Origin of the sequence: Branchiibius cervicis, from assembly GCF_042661605.1 — a bacterium.
Classification (GTDB): domain Bacteria; phylum Actinomycetota; class Actinomycetes; order Actinomycetales; family Dermatophilaceae; genus Branchiibius; species Branchiibius cervicis.
The window spans coordinates 1,315,853-1,336,809 of record NZ_JBHSWJ010000002.1 but is presented as its reverse complement, the minus strand read 5'-3'; the positions used below and the strand labels follow the sequence as shown (position 1 = coordinate 1,336,809).

The window sequence follows — 20,957 nt, the reverse complement described above, 5'->3', positions numbered from 1 at the left end:
CCAACGACGAAGGGGAGCCCCGAGCGGGACTCCCCTTCGCGCCGTACGAGATCGGCTTACTTCACCAGCGAGCGCAGCACGTACTGCAGGATGCCGTCGTTGCGGTAGTAGTCCGCCTCACCGGGGGTGTCGATGCGCACCACCGCGTCGAACTCGACCTTGGAGCCGTCGGTCTTGGTGGCGGTGACGTGCACGGTCTTGGGCGTCTTGCCTTCGTTCAGCGCGGTCACGCCGGTGATGTCGAAGGTCTCGGTGCCGTCCAGGCCGAGGGAGTCGGCGTTCTCACCCTGCGGGAACTGCAGCGGCAGCACACCCATCCCGATCAGGTTGGAACGGTGGATGCGCTCGAACGACTCGGTGATGACCGCCTTCACACCCAGCAGGCGGGTGCCCTTGGCGGCCCAGTCACGCGAGGATCCGGAGCCGTACTCCTTGCCGCCCAGCACAACCAGCGGGGTGCCGGCCTTGGCGTAGTTCTCCGCGGCGTCGTAGATGAACGACTGCGGAGCGCCCTCCTGGGTGAAGTCGCGGGTGTAGCCGCCCTCGACGTCGTCCAGCAGCTGGTTGCGCAGCCGGATGTTGGCGAAGGTGCCGCGGACCATGACCTCGTGGTTACCGCGCCGCGAGCCGTAGGAGTTGAAGTCCTTGCGCTCGACGCCGTGCTCGTTGAGGTACTTGCCCGCCGGGCTGTCGGCCTTGATCGACCCCGCCGGGCTGATGTGGTCGGTGGTCACCGAGTCACCCAGCTTGGCCAGCACCCGCGCACCGGTGATGTCGCTGACCGGGCTCGGCTCATGGGCCATCCCCTCGAAGTACGGGGGCTTGCGCACGTACGTCGAGTCCTCCGCCCACGCGAAGGTGTTGCCTTCCGGGGTGGGCAGGGACTGCCAGCGCTCGTCACCGGCGAACACGTCGGCGTAGTCCTTGATGAACATGTCGCGGTCCATGGAGGAGGCGATGGTGGCCTCGACCTCGTCCGGCGCGGGCCAGATGTCCTTCAGGAAGACGTCGTTGCCGTCCTTGTCCTTGCCCAGCGCGTCGGTGTCGAAGTCGAAGTCCATCGTGCCGGCCAACGCGTAGGCGATCACCAGCGGCGGGCTGGCCAGGTAGTTCATCTTCACGTCGGGGTTGATCCGCCCCTCGAAGTTGCGGTTACCGGACAGCACCGAGACGACCGCGAGGTCGTTCTCGTTGACGGCGTTCGAGATCGCCTCGGGCAGCGGGCCGGAGTTGCCGATGCAGGTGGTGCACCCGTAGCCCACCAGGTAGAAGCCGAGCTTCTCCAGGTACGGCCACAGCCCTGCCTTGTCGTAGTAGCCGGTCACCACCTGCGAGCCCGGTGCCATCGAGGTCTTGACCCAGGGCTTGGACGCCAGCCCCTTGTCGACGGCGTTCTTGGCCAGCAGGGCGGCGGCCATCATGACCGACGGGTTGGAGGTGTTGGTGCACGAGGTGATCGAGGCGATCGCGACGATGCCGTGGTCGATCTCGAAGGTGTTGCCGCTCTCGTCGGTCACCGAGACCTTCTTGGAGATTCCGCCGTTCGGAGTACTGCTCTTCGGCTTCTCCCCGCCGTTACCGGCCAGGTCGCCGGGGTCGCTGGCCGGGAACGACTCGTCGTCGGTGGCGGCACCCTCCTCGTGCGCGACGTACGTCGGCAGCACCTTGCGGAAGGACTCCTTGGCCTCGGACACCACGATGCGGTCCTGCGGACGCTTCGGGCCGGCGATCGAGGGGACCACCGTCGACAGGTCCAGTTCGAGGTACTCGGAGAAGCGCGGCTCGACCGACGGGTCGTGCCACAGCCCCTGCTCCTTGGTGTAGGCCTCGACCAGGGCGACCTGCTCATCGGAGCGGCCGGTCAGTCGCAGATAGTCCAGGGTGACGTCGTCGATCGGGAAGATCGCACAGGTCGAGCCGAATTCGGGGCTCATGTTGCCGATGGTGGCGCGGTTGGCCAACGGGACCGAGGCGACACCTTCGCCGTAGAACTCCACGAACTTGCCCACCACGCCGTGCTTGCGCAGCATCTCGGTGATCGTCAGCACGACGTCGGTCGCGGTCGCGCCGGCGGGGATTTCCCCGGTCAGCTTGAAGCCGACGACCCGCGGGATCAGCATCGACACCGGCTGGCCGAGCATCGCGGCCTCGGCCTCGATGCCGCCGACGCCCCAACCGAGCACCCCGAGGCCGTTGACCATCGTGGTGTGGCTGTCGGTGCCCACGCAGGAGTCGGGGTAGGCCTTGCCGTCACGGACCATGACGGTGCGGGCCAGGTGCTCGATGTTGACCTGGTGCACGATGCCGGTGCCCGGGGGACGACCTTGAAGTCGTCGAACGCGGTCTGGCCCCAGCGCAGGAACTGGTAGCGCTCGCGGTTGCGGCCGTACTCGATCTCGACGTTCTTCTCGAACGCGTCCGGGCGACCGAACACGTCGATGATGACGGAGTGGTCGATGACCATCTCGGCGGGAGCCAGCGGGTTGATCTTGGTGGCGTCACCGCCGAGGTCCACGACCGCCTCGCGCATCGTCGCCAGGTCAACCACACACGGCACACCGGTGAAGTCCTGCATGATCACGCGGGCCGGGGTGAACTGGATCTCGGTGTCGGGGTCGGCGTTCTCGTCCCACCCGCCGAGCGCGCTGATCTGCTCCTTGGTGACGTTGGCGCCGTCCTCGGTGCGCAGCAGGTTCTCCAGCAGCACCTTCAGGCTGAAGGGCAGGTTGGCGCTGCCCTCGACGGTGTTGATGCGGTAGATCTCGTAGGAGTTGTCCCCTACCTCCAGAGTGCCCTTGGCACCAAAGCTGTCGCTGCTCACGACGACTCCTTCGTCCGATCGATTTATCTTGACGTCAAGATAATGTTCTCACATCCGCCTGCGGCGTTTCAGCGAAGGCAGACCTAACCTGACCTCGGGTTCCGTCCGTCTTCGATCCTCTCACCGCGACTGCCGCTGTGGCAGGCTTTGCGACCTACGATCGATCACGCGCAACAGCACACCAGCGGCAATCTGCAATTTCGCGGAAGAATTCGCCGCGAAACGTCCGTTGGATTGCAGACTGCCGCTGAACTGACGCAACGCTCCCCCACGACCACCGATGTGGCAGCCCCGGGCGGCCTACGATCGGCGGGTGCGCGTGCTGATCGTGGGCGGGACCGGCCTGCTCGGACAGGAGTTGCTCCTTCGCTGCATCGAGCTGGGCCACCAGGTCGTGGGCACCTTCGCGAGATGGCCCGGTGAAGCATGGGCCACCTGGCGCCACCTGGACCTGCGCTCTGATCAGGACGTGGCCGAGGTGCTGGCCGACGTACGGCCCGAGATCATCATCAACGCGGCGTACTCCGGGGCGGACTGGCAGGTCACGGCATGGGGCGCGGCCCGGCTCGCCAGCCGTTCTCACGCTGCCGGTGCACGGCTGGTGCAGGTGAGTTCGGACGCCCTGTTCGCCGGGCGCCCCTCCCCTACGTCGAGAGCGACGACCCCTCGCCCATTACCCCGTACGGCGCGGCGAAGGCAGCCGCCGAAGTCGCCGTTGCGTCGATCGACCCGGCCGCCGTCATCGCCAGGTCGTCGCTGATCATCAGTTCCGGCGGATCGTCGCAACCCGAGCGGTTCGTTCACGAACTGGCAGCCGGCGGCGAGGGTTTCCTGTTCACCGACGAATACCGCTGCCCGGTGCATGTGGCCGACCTCGCGGCCGCGCTCGTGGAATTGGCGACGACGGACCGCTGCGGCATCCATCACCTCGGCGGGGCAGATGCTGTGTCCCGGCTGGAGTTGGGGCGGCTCATCGCAGTTCGTGACGGTTTGGACGCGGACGCTCTCCCGTCGCGCACGCAGGACATGGAGAAGTGGCGACCACGCGACGTACGCCTGGACAGCTCGGCCACCCAGGCGATGTTGACCACCCGGCTGCGCGGCGCCCGGGAGTTCCTGGCCTGACCGGATCAGGACATCGCGGACCGGTCACCTACCGGCAACCCACTCCGCGTAGAAGATGCCCAGCCCGAGCCCGACGCAGAGCCCGCACACGATCCAGAAGCGGATCGTGATGGTGATCTGCTCCCAACCGACCAGTTCGAAATGATGGTGCAGCGGCGCCATTTTGAACAATCGCTTGCCGACGCCGCCGTTGCGACGTTTCGTCAGCTTGAAGTAGCCGGTCTGCAGGATGGAGGACATCGTCACGATGACGAAGAGGCCGCCGACGATGACCATCAGCAGTTCGGTGCGGCTGGTGATGGCCAACCCGGCGAGCGCCCCGCCCAGACCCAGCGACCCCACATCCCCCATGAAGAGCCGGGCGGGGAAGGCGTTCCACCACAAGAAGCCGAAGCAGCCGCCCATGATGGCGGCGGCCAGTACGGCCAGGTCCAGCGGGTCCCGGACGGCGTAGCACCTGGCGCTCAGGGCCGTCTGGCAGCTCTGGTTGAACTGCCAGATCGCAATGAGCACGTAGGCGCCGAAAACCATGACGCACGCACCGGCCGCCTGTCCATCGAGTCCGTCGGTGAGGTTCACCCCGTTGCTGGCACCGGCGATGATCACGTTGGCCCACAGCACGAGCAGCACGAGCCCGACACCGGTCCCGGCGAACGCCAGATTGACCCAGGTATCCCGAAGGTAGGAGATATGGAAGCTGGCCGGGGTCAACCCGTCGCGTGCGAACCGCGTTGCCAGCACGACGAAGACGAGGGTGACCAGCGCCTGGCCGACCAGTTTCTCCCGCCCGGTCAGACCTAGCGAGCGTTCACGCCGGATCTTGCGCCAGTCGTCCAGGAATCCGACGAAGCCGGTCCCGAGCATCAAGAACACCACCAGCAGCCCGGAAGACGTCGGCATCGTCAGGGTCACCGCGTGCGCGAAGGCGTACCCGAACACGGCCGACAGGAGGATGGGTATGCCGCCCATCTGCGGGGTACCGCGTTTGGTCTGGTGGGTGACGGGACCGTCCTCGCGAACGTACTGCGCCCAACCATGGCGGGTGGCCAGGGTGATGAACCATCGTGTCCCGACCAGGCTGACGATGACGGAGGTCAGCGCCGAGATGACGACGAGCTTCATGGCCGACCCGACCGATCGACGTACGTCGGGTGCTGGGCCACGACGTCCACCTTGCCATCACGCGTGCACGGCAGGGTCGAGAACACGCCGCCCCGGCGAGCCCTGGTCAGCGGTGGTACTCGGGCGCCGTACCCGCCCTGAAGTCACCGCGGTAGATGCCGTCGCGGATCTCCACGACGTAGGCCTCCAGGTCGGGCATGTTCATCGCGGCGGCGACCTCGGCTTCGGCCGCCCAGTCGTAGGGGACGCGGACGAACGAAATCGAGAACGGGGCCTGCTCGAGGCTGTCCATAATTCCTTCGAGCACCACGTAAACGGGCGTCGGGTCGCCCATACAGTTGCCGACACTGCCGGTGTTGAAGACCGTCCGGCGCTCCCGGTCGGTTTCGTAGTACGGGTCGTGGGTGTCGGCGTACCCCACCACATCGGGCACCGGGCCATCACCGGTGGCGGCGGTGTTCCTGAACAGGCCAAGGAACTCGGACTCGTCGTGGTCGAAGCGGACCCGGCGGTGCACGGTCTCCTCCGAGGCGTGGAAGAGCCGGATCCGCCGGCCGCTCATCACGAAGTCATGGCAGAACGGCAGCGAGCGAAGCCACTGCCCCTGGCGAGGGCCGAGTTGGTGCAGCCACCACTTCAGCGCGTCGCTGTCGACCGTGCGATCGGGATCGGGAAGGAAGTCGTCCCAGTTGCCCAGGATGTTGACCTCGCATCGCTGTCGGCACAGGTCGACGACCTCCCGGCCGCGAGGTCCCTTGCCGACGTAGTCGCCCAGGTTGAAGATCCGGGTGATTCCCCGGGCGTCGATGTCGGCGAACACCGCTTCGAGGGCAGTGAGATTGCCGTGCACGTCCGAGATGAGGGCGATGCGCTCAATAACTGGTGCGGTCATGCACCGACCTTAGGGCCGGCTCCCTACGGTGCTGTGCGCCGAGGAATCCTGCGCGTAGCGTCGAAGCCATGACACGACTGGGCTATCAGATTCCCAACTTCAGCTACCCCGGCGGAGCACCCGACCAGCTGTTCCCGACCGTCGTGCGGCAGGCCCATGAGGCCGAGGCGTCGGGCTTCGACACGGTGCTGGTGATGGACCACTTCTATCAACTGGCGATGATCGGCTCGCCCGACCAGCCGATGCTGGAGTGCTACACCTTGCTGTCCGCACTGGCGCAGCACACGCAGAAGGTCCGGCTGTCCGCGCTGGTCACCGGCAACACCTATCGCAACCCCAGCCTGCTCGCGAAGGAGGTCACTGCGCTCGACGTCGTGTCCGGCGGTCGCGGCCAACTGGGCATCGGTGCCGGCTGGTACGAGTTCGAGCACGCGTCGCTCGGCTTCGAATTCGACACCTTCACCGAGCGATTCGAAAAGCTGGAGGAGTCTCTGCAGATCGTGACCGGGATGCTGAAGGGTGAGAACCCGTCGCTGGAGGGCAAGCACTACACGGTGCACGAGGCGATGAACCACCCGGCGCCGTTGAGCCGGATCCCGGTCATGATCGGTGGCGGCGGCGAGAAGAAGACGCTACGGCTGGTCGCGAAGTATGCCGATGAGTCGAACCTGATCTGCGCGCCCGATGAGATCCCGCGCAAACTCGAGGCGCTCGCGGGTCACTGCTCCGACCTCGGCCGCAACAGGGACGAGATCACCGTGAGCGTGCAGGCCAATGCGTGCATCGCGCCCACGCACGAGCAGGCAGCTGCCGAGTTCGACGCCTTCGTCGCCGAGCATCCCGAGGCCGGGCAACGGCGTGCCGTAGTGCTGCTCGGGGACAGCGACGAGGTGGCCGCGGGTGTGCAAGCGCTGCTGGATCGTGGCGTCGACGGGGTCACGGTCAACCTGATCGCCAACGGCCACATCGAGGGCCGCGTGAGCCAGCTCGGTGAAGCGCTGGCGCCATTGATCTCCTGAGCGGCTGCCTCAGAGGGTCAGCGCACCACGATTCGTGACGAAATCACCACACATAGCTGCGACCTCGGCCCCGGCCACCACGATTCGTGACGAAACCGCCACGACCTGGGCTGTCGAGCTCAGGAGCGCGCGGCCTGGATCGCCCGTCGACGCGCAACACGCATTCGCCAGAGGTACGCCGGCGTGGGTGGCACCCACCCCAGTTGCAGCGCCTGCCCCTGGTCGTCGCGATTGGCCCAGTGCTCGATGATCTTGTCCCCCGCCATGCGGAACCAGTGACTCTGCGTTACGGCGAACGTCCGCCCGGTCGGCGGGAACACCTGGTCAGGCCGCCCATCGGGTCCGTAGACCACGAACGGACGGGTGTGTACGCCGCTCATCGTCGCGTACATACAGACCAGGTCATCCTCGCCAACGAGTTCGTGGGTCTCCCAGTGCAGGTCGTCGAAGGCGTCCCGCAGCCACTGCGCAGAGGCGAAAAAGGCAGCCGGGCCGCGGCCGCGTGCGGCCGGTGGCTCGGCACCGGCCTCCCGGTTGACCGCGTCCGGCGCTATGACGGCGGCGAACTCCTCCACCGTGCCGGCGGCCATCAGCTCGACACTGCGTCGGCATGCCGACTTCGCCGCGCCCGTGCTGAGTTCGCTCGTGGACTGGCTCATGATGACTCCGTCGGGGTTCGCCGCAATATTGTCTAGAATAGGATTCCATTCAATATGGTAGAGGGTCAAGAGGTTCGCCCGGTGGATACGAAGCGCCGCTACTCGCGCGAGGGGCGGGATGAGCAGATCGCGCAGTCCCGTCGCCACGTGCTGAACGCAGCCGCAGCGTGCTTCCTGACCACCGGATACGCCGCGACCACGGTCGCGACGATCGCGGCTCGAGCCGGTGTCAGCGTGCAGACCGTCTACAACGTGGTCGGCGGCAAAGCCGAACTGCTGAAGGCGGTCTACGACACCACCCTCGCCGGCGACGACGAGCCGATCCCGATGGCACAACGGCCCCAGATGCAGGCCATCCTGGCCGCGGCGGATGCGCGATCGTGTCTGCTGGCGTACGCCGCCCTGGGGCGCACCATCCTCGAACGGACGGCACCGCTGCTGGCCCGCGTGATCCCGGAAGCAACCGGAGATCCGGCGATCCAGGCCTTCGCGGAGGCGATCGAGCGCGAGCGCTACTTCGGTGCCACCAACATGGCGCGCCATGTGCAGGAGAGCTTCGGACTGAAACCGGGTCTGGACATCAGCGACGCCGCAGACAGCCTGTGGGCGTTGACGGCACCGGAACTCGCCCATCGCCTTGCCAACCAACGTGATTGGGGCTGGGAGCGCTACCAAGAGTGGCTGGGCGATGTCCTCAGCTCGGCGATCACCGGACCTACGACGTGGCGCCCGGACGGCGGGTGAGTGCTCAGACCAGCCCGTCGATCGTCGTACCCCGGGCATCTGGTTCGAGGATTGCGATGCATTCGACGTGGTGGGTCATCGGGAAGGCATCGAACGCCCGAAGCGAGGCCAACCGGTAACCGTGTTCGGCTGCGTAGGCCAGGTCCCGGGCAAGCGCCGCTGGATCGCAGGCGACGTACGCCGCGCGCCTGGGCCTGCGGGCAAGCGCGGCCTGCATGACCGCTCGACCCGCCCCGGCCCGCGGCGGATCCAGCACCAGTAGGTCTACCGCGCCCAATTCGCTTTCCACGCCGCCGGATTCGAAGAAGGCTTCGACGTCGGATCGCACGACGGTCGCGTTCGTCGGAATGTTGTCCTGCGCGTCTTCGACGGCTCGCGCGTCCCCCTCGACCCCGAGGACCCGGCCGCTCGGCCCGGCGGCGGCCGCCAAGAAGGCGGTGAACAGCCCCACTCCGCAGTACAAATCGAGCACGTGATCACCCGGCTGCGGATCCAGCGCGGACAGCACTACCGACGCAAAGGTCGAGGCCGCCCCCGGGTGCACCTGCCAGAAGCCGCGGGCCGAAACCTGGAACGATCGGTCGAGCACTTCCTGCCGCAGCGAAGGCACCGGATCGTGGTTCGGCAATTCGACGACGACGGTCTCATCGGATCCGACGGCGACGTCGGCTCCGCTGATGCCCTCGTCGAAGACCTCGGTGAAGATCGCGGTGGCCGTGACGTCCTCGACCGCGATCAGGCAGTCGTCCACCGGAAGCACCTCGTGTGAACGGTGCTTGCGGATCCCGAGGCGAACCCCTGCCCGCCCGGGAGCGGCCGCCGCCAACTCCACCCGGGTCCGCCAGCGCAGACCGTCGCTGTCCCCCGGCACCGGCTCCACGGTGACCGGCACGTCCAACGTGGCCAACCGGCGCAACTGCTCGGCCACCACCTGCGCCTTCAGAACCCGTCCGTAGGCCGCCGACGTGTGCTGCCAGTCGCAGCCCCCGCACAGCCCGGGACCGGCGTATGGACACGGGGCAGAACGACGTTCCGGTGACGCCACCAGGATCTGCGTTGCGTCGGCGCGCAGGAACCGGGACTCGGTGTCCCCTTCCGTCACCGTCGCGACGACCTGCTCCCCCGGCAGCGTGTGCCGCACGAAGACCACGCGTCCGTCGGCGCGCGCGACGCAGAACCCGCCGTGCGCGACGTTGCCGATCTCAAGCGTCAACTGCGTCCCGACGAGGGAGCGACCGCGCGTCTGCCGCGACCGCGGCCGACGGTGCGCCGAGCGGCGACCGGGCACGTCAGCGACCCTGCCGTACGGCGCCCGGTGCCGGACCGTCGTAGACCCGCTCCTCGTGCCCCTGGGCCGAGTCCAACTGCCAGGGCACACTGGCCACCATCACGCCGGGAGTGAACAGCAGACGTGCCTTGAGGCGGAGTGCGGATTGGTTGTGCAGCAACTGCTCCCACCACTTACCGAGCACGTATTCGGGCAGGTAGACCATCACGACGTCGCGAGGGCTGTCCCGCCGGATGGATTTCACGTACTGGATCACCGGCCGGCTGATCTCCCGGTAGGGCGAGGCAATGATCTTCAGGCGTACCGGAATCTGGCGCTTCTCCCATTCGGCTTGCAACGCCTCGGTCTCGGCGGGCTCGACGTTCACGGTCACCGCTTCCAGCACCGAGGGCCGCGTGGCACGCGCGTAGGCCAGCGCGCGCATCGTCGGCTTGTGCAGTTTGGAGACCAGCACGATCGCGTGCACCCGCGATGGCAACAACTGCTGGGTCTCGTCGGCGTCGGCCAGAGCAAGCTCACGCCCGACCCGCTCGTAGTGCCGGTTGATGGCGCTCATCAGGAAGAACAGCACCACCATCGCCGCCACCGCGTAGCCGGCACCGTGCAGGAACTTGGTCAGCAGCACCACGATCAGCACCAGCCCCGACATGACCGCACCGACACCGTTGATCACCCGCGAGCGCATCATCCGGCGCCGCACGGCGGGGTCGGTCTCGGTGCGCAGGTGGCGGTTCCAGTGCCGGATCATGCCGCTCTGGCTGAGGGTGAAGGAGACGAACACCCCGACGATGTAGAGCTGGATCAACCGGGTCGTCTCGGCGTCGTAGAGCACGATCAGGACGATGGCCATCCCCGCCAACGTGATGATGCCGTTGGAGAAGGCCAACCGGTCGCCCCGGGTGTGCAACTGGCGCGGCAGCCATCCGTCGCGCGCCAGGATCGAACCGAGCACCGGGAAACCGTTGAATGCGGTGTTGGCCGCGAGCATCAGGATCACGCCAGTGATAATCGCGATGAAGACCAGACCCGGCGTGAAACCGCTGAAGACCGATTTGGCCAACTGCGCCAGCACGGTGTCCTCGTGATAGTCCTGCACCGGCTGGCCGTTCATCAGCAGGTTGCCGGGATGGTCAGGGTCCTGCATCTGCACGCCGGTCCAGTTGGCCAGCGTCACGATCGAGGCCAGCATGAAAATCGCGATGCCGCCCATCATCAGCAGCGTCGTGGCGGCGTTCTTGCTCTTGGGTTTGCGGAAGGCCGGCACGCCATTGGAGATCGCCTCGACACCGGTCAGTGCGGCACACCCCGATGAGAACGCACGCAGCAGCAAGAAGAGCATGGCGACCTGACCGAGGGTGTCCATACCCTGTTGCGGGCCGAGAGTGAACTGAGCGCTCTCGGCCAGCGGCAAGTTGCCGCTGATCTTGCGCACGAATCCCACGACCGCGAGGGTGAAGACGCCGAGCATGAACAGGTAGACGGGTACGGCGAACACGGCGCCGGACTCCCGGACACCGCGCAGGTTCATCGCCGTCAGCAGGACGACGACCAGGACGGCGAAGATGACTTCCTTGCCGCGCACGAACGGTAAAGCGGCTGAGGCGTTCTGGATACCCGAGGACACCGACACCGCGACGGTCAGCACGTAGTCGACCAACAGCGCGGAGGCCACTCCCAGACCAGCGCGGCGGCCCAGGTTGACGGTTGCGACCTCGTAGTCGCCTCCGCCGGAGGGGTAGGCATGCACGTTCTGCCGGTACGACGCCACCACCACCGCCATGACGAAGATCACACCGAGGGTGATCTGCCACGAGTGGGTGAACGCGAACGCACCGCCAGCGCTGCCCAGCACGATGAGGACCTCGTCGGGTGCGTACGCGACCGATGACAGGGCGTCGCTGGCGAAGATGGGCAGCGCTAACCGCTTGGGCAGCAACGTGTCTCCGAGTCGGTCGCTGCGCATGGCGCGGCCCACGACGAGACGCTTCAGCGCCCGACTGGTTCCTGACACAAGGCGAGAGTATGCCGCCTCGCTGCCCCGCGCAGCGACTCCGGTACCGTTCCAGGCGTGTACTTCGTCATCATGGGATGCGGGCGGGTCGGCTCCACCCTGGCGCTCGCGCTGGAGCAGCGCGGTGAACAGGTCGCCGTGATCGACCAGGACGAATCCGCTTTCCGCCGCCTGGGACCGAGCTTCGAAGGCCGCCGCGTCACCGGTGTCGGCTTCGACCGCGAGACGCTGGTGCGCGCCGGTATCCGGGATGCCTACGCCTTCGCGGCGGTCTCTTCCGGTGACAACTCCAACATCCTGGCCGCGCGCGTTGCCCGCGAGACCTTCGACGTCGACCACGTCGTTGCCCGCATCTACGACCCCGCCCGGGCCGAGATCTATCAGCGGCTCGGGATCCCGACGGTGGCCACGGTCCGGTGGACCGCCGATCAGGTGCTGCGGCGCCTGGTGCCGCAGGGCGCCGTACAACTGCACACCGACCCCAGTGGCCGCGTCACTCTGGCCGAGGTGCCCCCGCACCGGTCGTGGATCGGTTCGCCCCTGCGTTTCATCGAGCAGGAGACCGGGGCGCGGGTGGCCTACGTCACCCGGCTCGGCGAGGCGATGCTGCCGGCAGCGGACACCGTTCTGCAGGAGGGCGACCTGTTGCAGCTGCTCGTCGGAACCGACCGTCTCGCCGACGTGGAAGCCCAGTTGGCCGCCCCCAAACCCGCTGACTGAGTAAGGAATTCATGATGCGCGTCGTCATCGTCGGAGCCGGCAGCGTCGGGCGCTCCATTGCCCGGGAGTTGCTCCACAACGGCCACCAAGTGCTGTTGATCGACAAGTACGCCGATGAGCGGCGCACCCGCCAGGTCCCCGATGCGTCCTGGCTGTTGGGTGACGCCTGTGAGATCGCGACCTTGGTGGAGGCCTCGCTGGAGGACTCCGATGTGGTGGTCTGCGCCACCGGTGACGACAAGGCCAACCTCGTGGTCTCCCTGCTGGCCAAGACCGAGTTCGGTGTCGGACGCACGGTCGCCCGGGTCAACAATCCCAAGAACGAATGGATGTTCGACGACGCCTGGGGTGTCGACGTCGCGGTGTCCACGCCGCGGTTGATGACCGCACTGGTCGAGGAAGCCGTCACCGTCGGTGACCTGGTGCGACTGTTCCAGTTCCAGCAAGGCCGAGCCACCATGGTGGAGATCACCGTGCCGGAGGACAGCCCCACCATCGGGCGGGCGGTCCGGGAGTTGAAGCTGCCGGCCGATTCGGTGCTGGTGGGGATCATCCGCGACGAACAACCCCTGGCGCCCAGTGACGACGACACCGTCGAGGCCCTGGATGAGCTGCTCTTCTTGACGACCTCGGATGCGGAGGCCGAGTTGGGCGCTGCGCTGACGGGGCGCAGCCCCGAGACGATCCGGACGATCGAATCCTTCTAGATCAGCCCTTGTGGGCGACCGGCTTGATCTCGTAGGCCGGGTTGTAGATGGTCGGGACGCCTTTCTTGAACAGCACCCGACCCTTGACCTTCAAGAAGACACCGGGTTCGATCCCGGCGATGGTGCGCCGGCCGAGCCAGACCAGATTCATGGTGCGGTGACCGTCGTCCAGGTCCACGACCAGTGCGGGTACATCGTCCTGACGGGGCCGCAGGCTGACGGAGCGGACGGTGCCACAGCACTCGGTGACGCATTTGTCCTCGACCTGGTCGATCGGCGTACCGCCCAGCTCATCGAGGGTTTCGCGCAGCTCGTCCTGCTCGTGCGCTTCCGCGCTGCGGGTCAGCCGTTTCAGCGTGCGGGACAGACCCATCTCAACGCACCTCGGTGATTTCGGGGCCGCGTTCGAACGGGTTCAGGTCGGTCGCTGCGGCAGCTTCTGCAGATGCCTGGGTCAACGCCTCGGGCAACGTGAGCTCCAGCAACTCCCGTGGGGCCCGCGGTTCGCTACCGCGGACCACCACGACAGAGCGAGCGAAGTCCAGTAGCGGCTCGGCGGCGGCCTCATCGACCGCGGCGTTGCCGGACAGGACGATGCGAAGGAACCAGCGCGGTCCGTCGATGCCGAGGAACCGGGCCGGCGCCAGCACGGTGCGCCCGTCCGGGCCCTGGCTGGGAATCGTGGCATGCAACTCCGGACCGAATGGGCCGTCGAGGATGTCGGTGCTTCCACCGCCGGCGATCAGGTTGTCCGCGATCTCCCCGCGGATCTCCCGCCACACGCCGCGGCTCTTCGGGGCCGCGAACGCCTGGATCTGGCATGCGGAACCGTCGGAGATGGCGGTCACGCCGGTGTACTGCTGAGTGGTCTCGTCGGCGTCGACCTGCAGCTGCAGGTCCGGCGACACGGCGAACCGCAACGAGCCGAAGTCGACACGCTCGACGTCGTCATCGACTTCGGTGACGTCGAACGGACCGGCGGAGCGATCGACCTCGACGGTGACCGGCTCCTCGACATCGGCGTCCGCGGAATCGGCGGCTTCTACGGTGTCGGCGCCCTGCCCACCGGTGTCCTCGGAGACTTCCCCGGGGCCTCGATGACCTCATCCGGGTTGTCACCGGTCGCGGCGCCGTCCTTGGCGCGCTTCTTGAAGATGCCCACTGCCGTCCTTCGAATCGTCGTTCGGCCGGTCCCTGCCGGTCGCCCTCTTCCGAGGTTACTTCTGCGAGAAGCCTCCGGTCGAACCGTGCCCGCCGGCGCCCCGCACGCTGTCCGGCAGCACGTCCACCGGATCCCACTGCACGACGGTCACCGCCTGCACGACCAGCTGAGCGATGCGGTCACCGCGAGTGATCGCAAACGATTCGCGCGGGTCCAGATTGATCAGATTCACATGGATCTCACCGCGGAACCCCGAGTCGACCGTCCCGGGAGCGTTGAGCGTGGTGATGCCGTGGCGGGCCGCCAACCCCGAACGGGGGTGGATGAACCCGGCGTACCCCTCCGGTAGGGCCAGCGCGATGCCCGTCGGGATCAACGCCCGATGACCGGGCGCCAAGGTAACGCCCACCCGCGCGAGCAGGTCCAGTCCTGCGTCACCCGGGCGGGCGTAGGCCGGCAGCGGCAGATCTGGATCGATCCGGCTGACCGGTATGCGCAATGCGCTCACCGGCGGTGGCTCAGGCCGCGCACTCGCTGCAGACCGGCAGTCCGCCGACCTCCTTGGCCAGCTGGCTGCGGTGATGCAGCAGGAAGCAGCGGGAGCAGGTGAATTCATCGGCCTGGCGCGGGATCACCGTGACGGTGAACTCCTCACCGGACAGGTCGGCACCGGGCAGCTCGAAACCTTCAGCCTGCTCGGACTCATCGACATCGACGCTCGCCGCGTTCTTGTCGACCCGTCGTGACTTCAGCTCCTCGATCGAGTCGTGCTCGATGTCGTCGTCGGTCTTGCGCGGGGCGTCGTAATCAGTTGCCATTTCGAGGGTTACTCGCTTCTCTCGTTCTCTGGGTCGAAGAAAATCTGGGTGGCGCGGCCATGGATGCACCGCACCCTGTGCGCCGTCTAACGCACGCTGTAGCTCATATGTGCCCGTCCGGCCCGGAATTCTGCCCTACCTGAAAGGCAGCGCCCGCACCGGGCCCCTTGTGGACTATCCCTCCGTCAGATCCAGGAGGCGGCAGCATACGTGCTTGCACGGCCAGGGAACACCCTTACCGGCGAGTACATTCCATCCGGCGGTACGCCGTTAGTGCCCCGCCGATTCCAGTACGTCGTGCAGCGCGTCGACCAGGACCGTCGGCCCGGCGAGGGTCAGCTCGCGTGACGGCTGCGAGCCCACGCCACGCACGACGCCGCCGGCTTCGGTCACGATCAACTGGCCGGCCGCGCGGTCCCACGCGTTCAGCCCGGATTCGTAGTAGACGTCCAGCCGGCCGGCCGCCACCGCGCACAGATCCAGTGCAGCGCTGCCGGCCCGGCGGATGTCGCGCACCCGCGGCAACACCCGTGTCAGGATTCGGGCCTGCTGCGCGCGCTTGTCCGGGTCATAACCGAAGCCGGTCCCCGTCAGCGCTTGTCCCAGGGCCGACTCCCCGCTGACGAACAACGCCGTCACCGACGCCGCGGGGCCGGTCGATCGCAGGAACGCCCCGCCCCCGCGGCGGGCGTGGAACAGTTCACCGCTGACCGGGTTGAACACCGCCCCGGCGACGCTTTGCCATTCCCCGCCCGGGTCACCGACGCACGCGGCGACGGACACGGCGTACGCCGGAATGTCGTAGAGGTAGTTCACGGTCCCGTCGATGGGATCGACGATCCAGGTGATGCCGCTGGTGCCTTCGACCGAGGCGCCCTCCTCGCCGAGGATCCCGTCGTGGGGGCGACGTTGGCGCAGTTGCTCCTGCAGCAGTTGCTCGCTGCGCCGGTCCATGACGGTGACGACATCGGTGGCACTGGACTTCGTGGCGGCCACCCCGAGGTCGGCGGGGCGTTCCCGCACGATGAGTTCGCCGGCTTGCACGGCCAGCTCCCGGCAGATGGTCTCCAGCGTTCCGAGGGCCGCCAGGCTCAGATCGTCGCTCACCGCGATCAGTCCATGCCGCAGGCGGCCGGACGTGCCTCACGCAGGTTGGGACAGCACCCGGGCCGGCACACCGGCGGCATCGCCTCACCGGGCCACGCGACCATCTCCACCGGCACGTTGCGCGCCTGCGCAGCGCGCTCGGTCATCAGATCGACCAGTCCGATCACGAACTCGGGGTCCACCCCGACCGTCGGCACGCGCACCATGTTCAGGCCCAGTTCGTCGGCAGTCTGGCGCGCCTCGACGTCCAGGTCGTACTTCACCTCCATGTGGTCGGAGGTGAAGCCGATCGGCGCGACCACGACATCGGTGATGCCGTCGGCGGCCAAGGAGCGCAGATGATCGTTGACGTCCGGCTCCAGCCAGGGTTGGGTCGGCGGCCCGGATCGCGAGCAATAGACCAGGGCACCGGTCAGTTCGCGGTCCAGCGTGAATCCGGCCTCGTCCAGGATCACGTGCGCGATCTCGTCGTGCTGGTGCTCGTAGAGGTTCCCCTCACCGTCGCCCGGCCCGGAGGTGTCGTCCATCGACTCGGGAATCGAATGGGTCACGAAGACGATCCGCAGTTTGTCATCGTCGGGTTGGCCGATCTCGCGGACCGCGTCGGTCACCAGCCGGGCGTTGACGCGCGCGAAGCTGGGATGGGTGGCGTACTGACGGACCTTGTCCACCACCAATTCCCGGCCCTCGTCCTGCAGGGTCTGCAATGCGTCGGCGATGTTCTCGCGGTACTGCCGGCACGAGCTGTAGCACGAGTAGGCGCTGGTCGTGATGGCCAGAACCCGGCGCGCGCCCGCGTCGTACGCATCGCGCAGGGTGTCGGTCAGGAACGGCTCGCTGTTGCGGTTGCCCCAGAGCATGGGTACGTCGATCCCGCGCCGGCGAAGATCTGCCTCCAAGGCAGCGCGCAGCGCGCGACACTGGTCGTTGATCGGGCTCTTGCCACCGAACAGGTCGTAGTGGTGGGCGACTTCGGCTAGCCGCTCGTCCGGGATCCCGCGGCCGCCGGTCACCCGGCGCAGGAACGGCATGACCTCCTCCGGACCCTCCGGACCGCCGAAGGAGAGCAGGACGACCGCGTCGTACGGCGCGACGGAGGCGATCGCAGGCTGAGAAGTAGGCACGTCCAAACCCTACGAGCACGCGCCGCCCGGCGTGCCACCGGCATTCCTTCGGGTTCGGCATGGCATCGTTGGGCGGTGGGCCGGTCCAGCGACGGCCCGTTTCGATCGAGTACATCCGACATGGGGCGGGACGATGAGTGAACTGCACTTCACGCGCGTGAGCGACGACGGCGGGCAGTTGGTGCTCTCCGACGCGGACGGTGTCGAGTACACCATGACGCTCACCGATGAGTTGCGGGCGACGTTGCGCCGCACGCCGCGACCGGCCGCGCAGCTACCAGAACTCGCCGCGCCGGCCACCGCCAAGGACGTCCAGTCCATGCTGCGGGCCGGTGGCACGGTGCACGAGGTCGCCGAGCGCACCGGCTGGGAGGCCAGGCGCGTCGAACGCTACGAACCGCCGATCCGCGCCGAACGCCAGTACGTTTCCTCCCTGGTGCAGGCACTGCCCACGCCGGAGGGGACGTTCGCCGAACAGGTCGCCGAGCGCCTGGCGGGGCGCGGGGTGGACGCCGAGGAGATCGACTGGGACGCGTTCCGCGACGTGACGACCAACGCCTGGACGGTTGTCTGTGCCTTCGAAGCCGGCGGGCGCGCCCGCCGGGCGGAGTGGGCGTTCGACCCTTCGGACCGCCGCGCCGTCCCGATCGACGATGAATCCCGGTGGCTGAGCGAGGACGACTCCCCCGCCGGACTCATCCCGGCCACGCGCGTCGCGGCGCCGTACGACGTGATCGCCGACGGCGGACTGGAACACGGCGCCACGCCACGCCCGCGACCGGCGAGCCGGCCCGCCGGGCCGTTCTTCCGAGCCAGTGAGCCGCAACCCCAGAGCGCGCCGGTGGTCCCCGAGCCGGACGCGCCCGAGGAAGACGACACTGCACCGTTGGCCGCCGCGCCGCAGGAGTCGGAGCCGGTCGATCTGGTGTCGGCAATCCGACGCCGCGGCGCCAACCGGCGCACCAAGCAGAAGCGCACGGCCGCCGCGGACCAGCCGCCGGCTGAACCACCCGGGACGGCAGATTCGGACGTCACCGAAACTGCGGCCACCGAGGTGGATCCGGTGACAGGAACGGTGGATCTGTTCACCCAGGTCGACGACCCCACGCCGCCTGAACAACTTCTCACCGAGGCCCTCGCCCAGGACGACTTCGCCGACGCCGAGCTCTACGACGACACCGACGACGGCGCCGTCATCGAGGAGGACATGGAGATCGACGTCACCGACGCGCCGCCGGTCTCCGGCGACGTCATCGACGAGGACGAACCGGCGCCCGTCGTGCCCGACCGCCCGTCGGCGGCTCGGTCCGGTCGGCCCAGCGTGCCCAGCTGGGACGACATCATGTTCGGTCGTCGCGCTCGGGACTGAGCGGGTCCGCCGCACCGTTCCCATTCCCTCGCCTGCGCGCCCGCCGCGGCAGCGGTAACCGGTGACCGGTGTGCCAGGTGATCACCACGATCGTCCAGCCCACGACCAGGACTGCGGCGACCACCGTTCCGACGGTGGCCTTGAGCGGAACGATCACGGCCACCAGGCCGCCGAAGACCCAGGACAACTGCAGCAACGCCTCCGAGCGACCGAACACGCTGGTGCGGCGTTCCTCCGGGACGGTGTCCTGGATCAGCGAGTCCAGTGCGAGTTTGCCCAGTTGTTGACCGATACCGGCAACCAGACCGACCAGCACCGCCGTGACGATGCTGAACCGGGCTGCCGCGATCAGGATGACCACCGCATCCGCAAGCAGCGTGCCGAGGACGATCATCCGGGGGCTGGCGATCTTCAGCAACGCACCCATGACCGTGCCCAGCGCGTTGCCCACGCCGGCCGCACCGAGCACCAGCGCGAACAGCAGGGTCTGGCGGTCCTCCCAGCCGGGGAACGGATGCGCGCGCACCAGGAAGGCCAGGAAGATGGTCAGGAAGCCGGACAGCCACCGCAGACCGGCGTTGGCGCGCAGGGCGGTGACGACGTCCGGCCCGATCCCCAGGGCCGACATGCCTTGCCCGCGGGCGAGATCGACCAGATCGGTGGGTTCCTCCCCTCGCTGGAGTCGACCCGAGCCGGCAGCAGGATCGCCAGCACCGTGCCGATGACGAAGAGGACGAACGCCACCCGCAGCGACCAGGCAGGCCCGACCTTGGCGGCCCCGCCGGCCAGGACACCGCCGACACCCGCACCGATGACACCGGCCAGCGACAGCCGGCCGTTGGCCTTGACCAGGGTCAGCTGCGAGGGCAGCAGCCGGGGAGCGGCGGCGGACCGGGTCACCAGATACGCCTTGGACAGCACGAGAACGCCCAGCGCACAAGGGAACAGCCAGTTCGAATGGTCCTCGATGGTTTGCGCGGTGACCCAGCACAGGAACGCCCGCCCGGCCAGAGTCGCGCCGATCGCCCAACGCCGGCCGCGCCGGAAGCGGTCGAGCAACGGGCCGACCAGGGGCGCGATGATCGCGAACGGCAACATCGTGAGCAACAGGAACAACAGGACCTGGCCGCGGGCCTGCCCGTTGGGGACGGCGAAGAACACCGTCCCGGCCAAGCCGACGGCCAGGGCGGCGTCGCCGGCGGAACTGAGCGCGTGCACCTCGATCAGTCGGGACAGGCCGCTCTCTCCCGCCCCCTGGGCTTCGGTGGCGCGCCGGGTGGCGTGCAGCAACCGGCTCGGTGCGGTCTTGGTGGCCCGTACGACGCGCCGGCCCCTGCGCGGCGTCGGTTGCGATCCGCCAGGCCCCGCCAGGCTCTCGTCGCCGGCACTGACCGGAGCCGGCCGGGTCTGCTCGATCTGCGGCAGCGGCGCGGTGACCGCACGGCGTTGAACGTGCAGGGGCGGCCATGTCGGGGCTTCGTCGGGGCGCATGGGCGACCCATCGGCGTACCGGAAAGGGGTTTGATCCTCGTGCGGGTCCGGCCCGCGGTGCTCGGTCACGACCGCGCCTCGTCGAACGGCAACACCTGGGCGGCCGCCTGACGGGCCCGCGCAGAGGTCATCCGGCGCATGTGATGGCGTCGGCACAGAACCTCGTATTCCACTGTCCCACTGTGGTTCGCGGTGTCGGCCGAGACTGGGAGCGACGCGCGGTCAGCGGTGTCGTCGACATCGCCCACGACCACCTGCTCGCCCTCGGTCACCATTTCACCGTCGACCAACCGGGCGTTGTGAGTGGCCCGGCGACCGCACCAGCACAGTGCCTCGACTTGCAGCACCTGGACCCGGTCGGCCAGTTCGACCAGTCGCTTGGAGCCGGGAAAGAGCTCGGTGCGGAAGTCGGCGGTGATGCCGAAGGCGTAGACGTCGATGTCCATCTCGTCCACGATGCGGGCCAACTGCTCGACCTGGGCAGCGGTGTAGAACTGCGCCTCGTCGCAGATGAGGTACTGCACGACGGTGCCACCCACGGCCAGGTCGACCAGGTAGGCCCAGAAGTCCATGTCGTCGCCGACCTCGACCGCCGGGCGCTGTAGGCCCAATCGTGAAGAGATCATCTGCTCCCCGGCCCGGTCCAGCTTGCAGAAGAGCACGCCGCGGTGGCCGCGGGCACGCCGGTTGTGATCCATCTGCAGGGCCAGGGTGGACTTGCCGCAGTCCATCGTCCCGGCGAAGAACACCAGATCGGCCATGGGGTCCAGTATCCCGT

20 protein-coding genes and 2 pseudogenes are annotated in these 20,957 nt (G+C 67.8%); 7 read left to right on the top strand and 15 right to left on the bottom strand.

Going from position 1 to position 20,957, the window contains the following annotated elements:
* Positions 1–56: 56 nt before the first annotated feature.
* Positions 57–2,848 (bottom strand): annotated as a pseudogene (acnA, locus tag ACFQBT_RS07090) (aconitate hydratase AcnA).
* Between the two features lie 286 nt (positions 2,849–3,134).
* Between acnA and ACFQBT_RS07085 the strand changes: the two are divergent.
* Complete coding sequence (locus ACFQBT_RS07085; RefSeq protein ID WP_377821498.1) at positions 3,135–3,581, top strand: sugar nucleotide-binding protein; 447 nt, start codon at positions 3,135–3,137, stop codon at positions 3,579–3,581.
* A gap of 98 nt (positions 3,582–3,679) precedes the next feature.
* Entirely contained in the window at positions 3,680–3,946 is a 267-nt protein-coding gene (locus tag ACFQBT_RS07080; RefSeq protein ID WP_377821496.1) for a hypothetical protein, read from the top strand.
* 24 nt (positions 3,947–3,970) lie between these two features.
* Here ACFQBT_RS07080 and mraY read toward each other — a convergent pair whose 3' ends face one another.
* Both mraY and ACFQBT_RS07070 read right to left on the bottom strand, forming a co-directional pair.
* Positions 3,971–5,068, bottom strand: a complete 1,098-nt coding sequence (gene mraY / locus ACFQBT_RS07075; RefSeq protein ID WP_377821494.1) for a phospho-N-acetylmuramoyl-pentapeptide-transferase — start codon at positions 5,066–5,068, stop codon at positions 3,971–3,973.
* A gap of 106 nt (positions 5,069–5,174) precedes the next feature.
* Complete coding sequence (locus tag ACFQBT_RS07070) at positions 5,175–5,960, bottom strand: metallophosphoesterase family protein (protein ID WP_377821492.1); 786 nt, start codon at positions 5,958–5,960, stop codon at positions 5,175–5,177.
* A 68-nt stretch (positions 5,961–6,028) separates the two neighbouring features.
* Between ACFQBT_RS07070 and ACFQBT_RS07065 the strand changes: the two genes are divergently transcribed.
* A complete protein-coding gene (locus tag ACFQBT_RS07065) occupies positions 6,029–6,979 on the top strand; it encodes an LLM class F420-dependent oxidoreductase (RefSeq protein WP_377821490.1) in 951 nt (316 codons plus the stop codon).
* Positions 6,980–7,098: 119 nt separating this feature from the next.
* On the opposite strand, the gene ACFQBT_RS07060 is transcribed toward ACFQBT_RS07065, so the two are convergent.
* A complete protein-coding gene (locus tag ACFQBT_RS07060) occupies positions 7,099–7,638 on the bottom strand; it encodes an ester cyclase (RefSeq protein WP_377821488.1) in 540 nt (179 codons plus the stop codon).
* 81 nt (positions 7,639–7,719) lie between these two features.
* Between ACFQBT_RS07060 and ACFQBT_RS07055 the strand changes: the two genes are divergently transcribed.
* The gene (locus ACFQBT_RS07055) at positions 7,720–8,382 is read left to right on the top strand and encodes a TetR/AcrR family transcriptional regulator (RefSeq protein ID WP_377821486.1); all 663 of its coding nucleotides are present in this window, start codon (positions 7,720–7,722) and stop codon (positions 8,380–8,382) included.
* A gap of 4 nt (positions 8,383–8,386) precedes the next feature.
* On the opposite strand, the gene ACFQBT_RS07050 is transcribed toward ACFQBT_RS07055, so the two are convergent.
* Together ACFQBT_RS07050 and ACFQBT_RS07045 are read right to left on the bottom strand one after the other, a co-directional pair.
* Positions 8,387–9,670, bottom strand: coding sequence for a class I SAM-dependent RNA methyltransferase (locus ACFQBT_RS07050; protein ID WP_377821483.1), 1,284 nt, complete (start codon positions 9,668–9,670; stop codon positions 8,387–8,389).
* A 1-nt stretch (position 9,671) separates the two neighbouring features.
* A complete protein-coding gene (locus tag ACFQBT_RS07045; RefSeq protein WP_377821481.1) occupies positions 9,672–11,681 on the bottom strand; it encodes an APC family permease in 2,010 nt (669 codons plus the stop codon).
* A gap of 57 nt (positions 11,682–11,738) precedes the next feature.
* On the opposite strand from ACFQBT_RS07045, the gene ACFQBT_RS07040 reads away from it, so the two are divergent.
* Positions 11,739–12,401 (top strand): potassium channel family protein, encoded by a 663-nt coding sequence (locus ACFQBT_RS07040; RefSeq protein WP_377821479.1) that lies wholly within the window; start codon positions 11,739–11,741, stop codon positions 12,399–12,401.
* A gap of 14 nt (positions 12,402–12,415) precedes the next feature.
* Positions 12,416–13,108, top strand: coding sequence for a potassium channel family protein (locus ACFQBT_RS07035; RefSeq protein WP_291524894.1), 693 nt, complete (start codon positions 12,416–12,418; stop codon positions 13,106–13,108).
* 1 nt (position 13,109) lies between these two features.
* On the opposite strand, the gene ACFQBT_RS07030 is transcribed toward ACFQBT_RS07035, so the two are convergent.
* From ACFQBT_RS07030 to ACFQBT_RS07005, 6 genes and pseudogenes are all read right to left on the bottom strand, one after another.
* The gene (locus ACFQBT_RS07030) at positions 13,110–13,481 is read right to left on the bottom strand and encodes an OB-fold nucleic acid binding domain-containing protein (protein ID WP_377821477.1); all 372 of its coding nucleotides are present in this window, start codon (positions 13,479–13,481) and stop codon (positions 13,110–13,112) included.
* A gap of 1 nt (position 13,482) precedes the next feature.
* A pseudogene (locus tag ACFQBT_RS07025) lies at positions 13,483–14,073 on the bottom strand (DUF3710 domain-containing protein); the annotation flags it as partial.
* Positions 14,074–14,325: 252 nt separating this feature from the next.
* A complete protein-coding gene (gene dut / locus ACFQBT_RS07020) occupies positions 14,326–14,778 on the bottom strand; it encodes a dUTP diphosphatase (RefSeq protein WP_377821475.1) in 453 nt (150 codons plus the stop codon).
* Positions 14,779–14,788: 10 nt separating this feature from the next.
* Positions 14,789–15,088, bottom strand: a complete 300-nt coding sequence (locus tag ACFQBT_RS07015) for a DUF4193 domain-containing protein (RefSeq protein WP_109684373.1) — start codon at positions 15,086–15,088, stop codon at positions 14,789–14,791.
* A gap of 270 nt (positions 15,089–15,358) precedes the next feature.
* A complete protein-coding gene (locus ACFQBT_RS07010; protein ID WP_377821472.1) occupies positions 15,359–16,195 on the bottom strand; it encodes an inositol monophosphatase family protein in 837 nt (278 codons plus the stop codon).
* A 5-nt stretch (positions 16,196–16,200) separates the two neighbouring features.
* The gene (locus tag ACFQBT_RS07005) at positions 16,201–17,319 is read right to left on the bottom strand and encodes a ferrochelatase (RefSeq protein ID WP_377821470.1); all 1,119 of its coding nucleotides are present in this window, start codon (positions 17,317–17,319) and stop codon (positions 16,201–16,203) included.
* A gap of 133 nt (positions 17,320–17,452) precedes the next feature.
* Here ACFQBT_RS07005 and sepH point away from each other — a divergent pair, with 133 nt between their 5' ends.
* Positions 17,453–18,688, top strand: a complete 1,236-nt coding sequence (sepH, locus tag ACFQBT_RS07000) for a septation protein SepH (RefSeq protein WP_377821468.1) — start codon at positions 17,453–17,455, stop codon at positions 18,686–18,688.
* Here the strand turns inward: sepH and ACFQBT_RS06995 are convergent.
* The 3 genes from ACFQBT_RS06995 to ACFQBT_RS06985 are packed head-to-tail and all read right to left on the bottom strand — an operon-like array spanning position 18,660 to position 20,940.
* Positions 18,660–19,316: an MFS transporter gene (locus ACFQBT_RS06995; protein ID WP_377821466.1), complete on the bottom strand. Its 657-nt coding sequence runs from the start codon at positions 19,314–19,316 to the stop codon at positions 18,660–18,662. The genes sepH and ACFQBT_RS06995 overlap by 29 nt on opposite strands.
* The gene (locus tag ACFQBT_RS06990) at positions 19,235–20,248 is read right to left on the bottom strand and encodes an MFS transporter (RefSeq protein ID WP_377821464.1); all 1,014 of its coding nucleotides are present in this window, start codon (positions 20,246–20,248) and stop codon (positions 19,235–19,237) included. The genes ACFQBT_RS06995 and ACFQBT_RS06990 overlap by 82 nt, the downstream gene beginning before the upstream one ends.
* A complete protein-coding gene (locus tag ACFQBT_RS06985) occupies positions 20,245–20,940 on the bottom strand; it encodes a thymidine kinase (RefSeq protein ID WP_377821462.1) in 696 nt (231 codons plus the stop codon). The genes ACFQBT_RS06990 and ACFQBT_RS06985 overlap by 4 nt, the downstream gene beginning before the upstream one ends.
* Between the last annotated feature and the right edge of the window lie 17 nt (positions 20,941–20,957).

Bases quoted from the DNA above. Each gene is read 5' to 3' on its own strand.
- mraY (WP_377821494.1), bottom strand. From the start codon at position 5,068: ATGAAGCTCGTCGTCATCTCGGCGCTGACCTCCGTCATCGTCAGCCTG.
- ACFQBT_RS07070 (WP_377821492.1), bottom strand. From the start codon at position 5,960: ATGACCGCACCAGTTATTGAGCGCATCGCCCTCATCTCGGACGTGCAC.
- ACFQBT_RS07065 (WP_377821490.1), top strand. From the start codon at position 6,029: ATGACACGACTGGGCTATCAGATTCCCAACTTCAGCTACCCCGGCGGA.
- ACFQBT_RS07060 (WP_377821488.1), bottom strand. From the start codon at position 7,638: ATGAGCCAGTCCACGAGCGAACTCAGCACGGGCGCGGCGAAGTCGGCA.
- ACFQBT_RS07035 (WP_291524894.1), top strand. From the start codon at position 12,416: ATGCGCGTCGTCATCGTCGGAGCCGGCAGCGTCGGGCGCTCCATTGCC.
- ACFQBT_RS07030 (WP_377821477.1), bottom strand. From the start codon at position 13,481: ATGGGTCTGTCCCGCACGCTGAAACGGCTGACCCGCAGCGCGGAAGCG.
- ACFQBT_RS07015 (WP_109684373.1), bottom strand. From the start codon at position 15,088: ATGGCAACTGATTACGACGCCCCGCGCAAGACCGACGACGACATCGAG.
- sepH (WP_377821468.1), top strand. From the start codon at position 17,453: ATGAGTGAACTGCACTTCACGCGCGTGAGCGACGACGGCGGGCAGTTG.
- ACFQBT_RS06995 (WP_377821466.1), bottom strand. From the start codon at position 19,316: ATGTCGGCCCTGGGGATCGGGCCGGACGTCGTCACCGCCCTGCGCGCC.
- ACFQBT_RS06985 (WP_377821462.1), bottom strand. From the start codon at position 20,940: ATGGCCGATCTGGTGTTCTTCGCCGGGACGATGGACTGCGGCAAGTCC.